The sequence below is a fragment of the Frankia sp. CeRuru1 genome (assembly GCF_977966315.1).
In genome coordinates this window covers 1-4447 of sequence record NZ_CDWWEW010000300.1, presented here as the reverse complement: position 1 = coordinate 4447, position 4447 = coordinate 1, and the positions used below count along the sequence as shown (strand labels likewise).

Below are 4447 nucleotides of genomic sequence, written 5' to 3'. Positions count from 1 at the left end.
GTAGGAGCCGGCCGGTGGGCCTAGCCGGGCGGCCGGCGTAGAGGCCGGGACCTTCCCGGACGGGCCCGCGGTCTGGCGGGCTTGGCGCTCGATCAGGGAGAACAGCAGCAGGGCCAGGCCGACGACGTGGAGCAGGCCGTGGATCCGCTGGTTGTTCTCGACGTAGAGGGGGGCGACGGCGAGCGGGCCCTTGAACGCGCTGTAGCGCCGCTCGGAGGCCTCCTGGCCCTTGTAGTCGAGGAAGACCCCGGCGGCGTCCTTCTCCTCGATGCTCTGGTTCGTCAGCAGCGCGAACCAGCCGTCGGCCTTCTGGGCGAGGTCGAGCGCGTCGGGGTCGAAGAACCAGGTCAGGTGTGGTCTGCCGGTGTCGGGGTCGGGGTCGGTGTCGATGTGCGTGCGCAGCCACGCCCCGACCCGACACTCTGCGGTGATCTTCTCGACGCGGGCGCGGACCGCTGCCTCGTCGGGGTAGTAGCGGGTCCCAAGGTTGCGGTGCAGCACGACGAGCGCCGCGCGCGCCTTGTCGATCTGTTTCGTGCGGGTGGTCGCGGACGTCTCGGCGCGGCGGGCCGAGTGGGAGAACACCGTGCGCACGGGGAACGGCGGGTCGGCGGCCTTCGGCCCGCGTAGGGTCGTGGTCCCCTCGACGACCCGGTGGACGTCGCGCTCGTGGAACAGCTTGTCCTGGTCGCGTTGGGCCGTCCAGTCCACGATCGTGGCGGTAGTCGGGTCGTGGGCGGCGAGTTCGGCCAGCCCGACGAGCGTGCGCGAGGCGGGGGCGACGAACGTGGCCCCGGCGGCGTCGATCGCCCGCAGGTTCGTGTAGGAGACCAGCTTGCTGTCCCCGACCATCAGGAAGCGGCGCTCACCGGCCAGTTCGCGCAGGGCGCGCAGCGCGCCCTCGACCTGGCTGATCTCGGCGGCGCCGCTGTCGTAGGCGCGGGTGAGTAACGCGACCGCGCCGTCGGCGCTGGTCGCGACGCCCACCTGGACCTGTTTGAGGTCAAATCTGTGATCTTTTGGGTGGCCGGGTTTCGGGGTGGCGTAGGCGGGGTCGGCCTGGTCGTAGGCGCCGTACACGGACATGCTGGTCATGTCCCAGTGAAAGCGCAGGGTCTCGATGCCGAACGCCGCGACGGCGGCCGCGCCGATCGAGCCGACGATCGCGTCGGCCTGCTCGGCGAGGGCTTCGAGCGCCCGGCCGCACCGGTCGTCGTTGAGCGCGTCGGGCTCGATCCCGAAGATCTCCTGGACGGCCCACCTGCGGGCCCACTGCTCGACCCGGATCAGCGGGGTCGGGGACGTCAGCCGGTTGGCGATCAGCATGGCGATGACCTGGCCGTGGGTGTAGCGGGCCTTGTTCTCCTGGATCGGGCGCAGCCGGTCGATGATCGCGACGAGGTCGATCCTCGCGAGCAGGCTACGGATCACGGGCAGCGAGCCGAGGAATTTCTCCGAGCTCGGGGGCCCGTAGAGGAGGTCCGCGGCCGCCAGCACGCTGCGAACCGTGCCAGACCGGACGCACTACGCACCAGGCTGATCGCCACGCCGCCGGATCAAGAAGTCACGTAATCAGCACACCGGACGATCGTGCGGAGTACAGGAGTCCAAGGATCTCTGTTCCATCCGGGACTATAGGTAAGGGGAGGGGCGGCCGGGTGAATGCAAGTGAATCTCCGTTGATGCCACGTCACAAATACCTCCCGCGATGGGATGTGACACGGGAGAGCAGGGCGACCCACCGAAATTCGGAGGTGCGGCGACCAAAGAAACATCACCGGCCACCGAAAAGGCCACCTGAAATCGTCGAGAACGTCGTATGCAAGGCAAGGGCAACGAAAAGCCCACACGGCCAGTTCTCTCAATTTTGCTACTCCTGACGCCCAGGATGATATCGCCGATTTTGCGGCTGACCTTGACGTTTGGGCGCGGTCCAATTCAAGCACGAAAGACACGGCGAACCCGCCGGCGCGACAACCGGGGCGGACTGGCCGGGCGGCGCCAGCGGACGGATCTGACGTGGCCCCTGCTACCGCAGGGGCTCGGGCAGGTTGCCGCTGTGGATGACGGTCAGCGAGGTGACCGCTCGGGTGAGTGCCACGTAGAGCCGCCGCAGACCGTGCAGCACGGTGGGTTCGGCGTCGATAACGGCGGCGGGCTCCACCAGGACCACATGATCGAACTCCAGGCCCTTGGCGAGGGAGGCGGCCACGAGCGAGGCGCGCCCGGGAGCCTCGCCGCCGCCCAGGTCGACGAACGGCAGCCCGGCGTTACGCAGGGCCGGCAGCAGGGTGGGGAGGAGGCTGTCGGGGGTCAGCACCGCCGTCGCCCCCTCGGCGCGCAGCACCCGGCGTGCCTCGCCGGTGGTCGTTGCCGCCAGCTGGCCGGGTTCCGTGCGCACCAGCGTGAGCGCGCCGGGGACCGACCGCGAGGAGGTCGCGGCGGCCAGGTCAGGCGCGATGTGGGGCAGCAGCCGGTTCGCGAACACCAGGATCTCCGTGGGCACCCGGTAGCCACGCGTCAGTTCCTCGATGTGCGCCTCCGGCTTGCCCAGCTGCGCGAGCGTCCGCGTCCAGGACGTCGAGGCCCACACGGTCGTGCCCTGGGCGAGGTCGCCGAGGACGGTCACCGACGCATCCTCACATCGGCGTCCGAGTGCGCGACACTGCATCGCGGACAGGTCCTGGGCCTCGTCGACGATCACATGGCCGAAACCGGGAGCCCGCTCGATGAGGCTGTCCGCCTCATCGACGCAGAAGGCGTCGGCCAGCGACCAGCGAGCCGTGCGCGGCGTGCCACCTGGCCCGTGCTTGAGCAGCAGGTGCTGCTCGGGGGAGCTCAGGACCCCGTCGGCGGCGGACTCCAGCAGGCCGGGGTCGGTGAACAGCCGATGGATCAGCGCCGCGCCCGTGGTCTTGGGCCAGATCGCCTCCACGGCCTCCCGGATCGGCCGGCTGCGGGCCAGGGTCTCCAGGGCGCCGTCGGTGAACGAGCGCCCGTTCGCCTCCGCCTTACGACGGATCGCCGCCGCGAGTCGCCGGCCAAGCATGGCTCGCGCCGCACCGTAGGGGTAGGAGCTCGACCGCAGGGCCGTGAGAATGTCCGCCGCCTCGTCGGTGCTGATCGTCCACCGGCCCAGGCGGGTGGCGACCGTCACCGGTGCGGTCGGCACGCCGACGGCGCCAGCCAGGGCCCTGCTGATCACCGTGGCGAGGCGGGCGTCGCCCTTGAGCATCGCGACGTCGTCGGCCTCGACCGCCCGCACCGCCACCGTGGCCGGCAGATCGGCGATGCTGATCTGCGTCACGGTGAACTCCCCGAGCGACGGCAGCACCGAGGCGATATAGCCCAAAAACGCCCGGTTCGGCCCGACGACGAGGACACCAGACCGTTTCAGCTGCTCGCGGTGGGCGTAGAGCAGGTACGCCGCCCGGTGCAGACCGACCGCGGTCTTCCCCGTGCCGGGGGCGCCCTGCACGCAGATACTCACGCCCAGATCCGCCCGGACGATCTCGTCCTGCTCCGGCTGGATCGTCGCGACGATGTCGCGCATCGGCCCGGAGCGGGGCCGCTGGATCTCGCGTTCCAGCAGCTCGCTGGCGATCGTCGAGGCGGCGTCGGTGAAGGGCTCGTCCTCGAAGGCCGTCAGCTCGGCGCCGTCGTAGCCGAACCGCCGGCGGCCCCGCAGGCCCATCGGATCCGCCGGGTGCGCACGGTAGAACGGGCGGGCGACGTCGGCGCGCCAGTCGACCACCAGTGGGTCGTCACCGGCCGTCTCGCGCACGAGCCGGCGACCGAGGTAGATGCGCTGCCCCGGAACCTGCGGGGCGTCCGGTGCGTAGTCCACCCGCGCGAAGAACAGCGGCGTCGTCTCGTCGTCGGCGGTGAAGGTGGCCAGGCGACGTTCCCGGTCCTTGCGCAGGTGCGCGTTCGTCACCTTGTCCACTACCGGGTCACCGTCGACGATCTGTACCTGCTCGATCTGCCGGCGCATGCCCCGCAGGGCGAGCCGGCTCCGCTGCAGGTACTGCCGCTCGCCCTGCAGCTCCGTGTCGCTGCCGCCCGTACCCACCAACACCCCCAACGATGACCAGGTCAAAATTCTGACCAGAGAAGATTACAGGTGGCGCGACGGAGCCGACCGCGGCCGGCCGAGCATCGCCGGTGGCGCGCCCAGCCGGCCGCCACCGGGCCTCACGCCAGTTCGGGGAACCCCTGCCGGAGCGACCGGAAGGCTCGCTGGGCGGTGGCGATCGCCTCCGGAAGCACCTGCGCCGCCGACCGGCCGGCCGCCACCTGCCGCCAGTTCTCCCGGGACAGAATTCGTTTCGCGGTGACGACATGACCGGCCATGAGCGAGGTGAGGAACTCACCGACGCCGGGCACCGCCTCGGCGAGCGCCACCGCCAGGGCCTCCTCGGGGTGCTTCTCTTTGAGAGGTGGGTGG

2 protein-coding genes and 1 pseudogene are annotated in these 4447 nt (G+C 70.5%); all 3 read right to left on the bottom strand.

Annotated features, from left to right (window positions below):
- A partial coding sequence (locus tag AC08OP_RS18490; protein WP_476615342.1) for an IS1634 family transposase occupies positions 1–1497 on the bottom strand: 1497 nt, incomplete at its 3' end.
- Positions 1498–2029: 532 nt separating this feature from the next.
- On the bottom strand, positions 2030–4099 hold the full coding sequence (locus tag AC08OP_RS18485; protein WP_476615341.1) for a HelD family protein: 2070 nt from the start codon (positions 4097–4099) through the stop codon (positions 2030–2032).
- Positions 4100–4194: 95 nt separating this feature from the next.
- A pseudogene (locus AC08OP_RS18480) lies at positions 4195–4447 on the bottom strand (hypothetical protein); the annotation flags it as partial.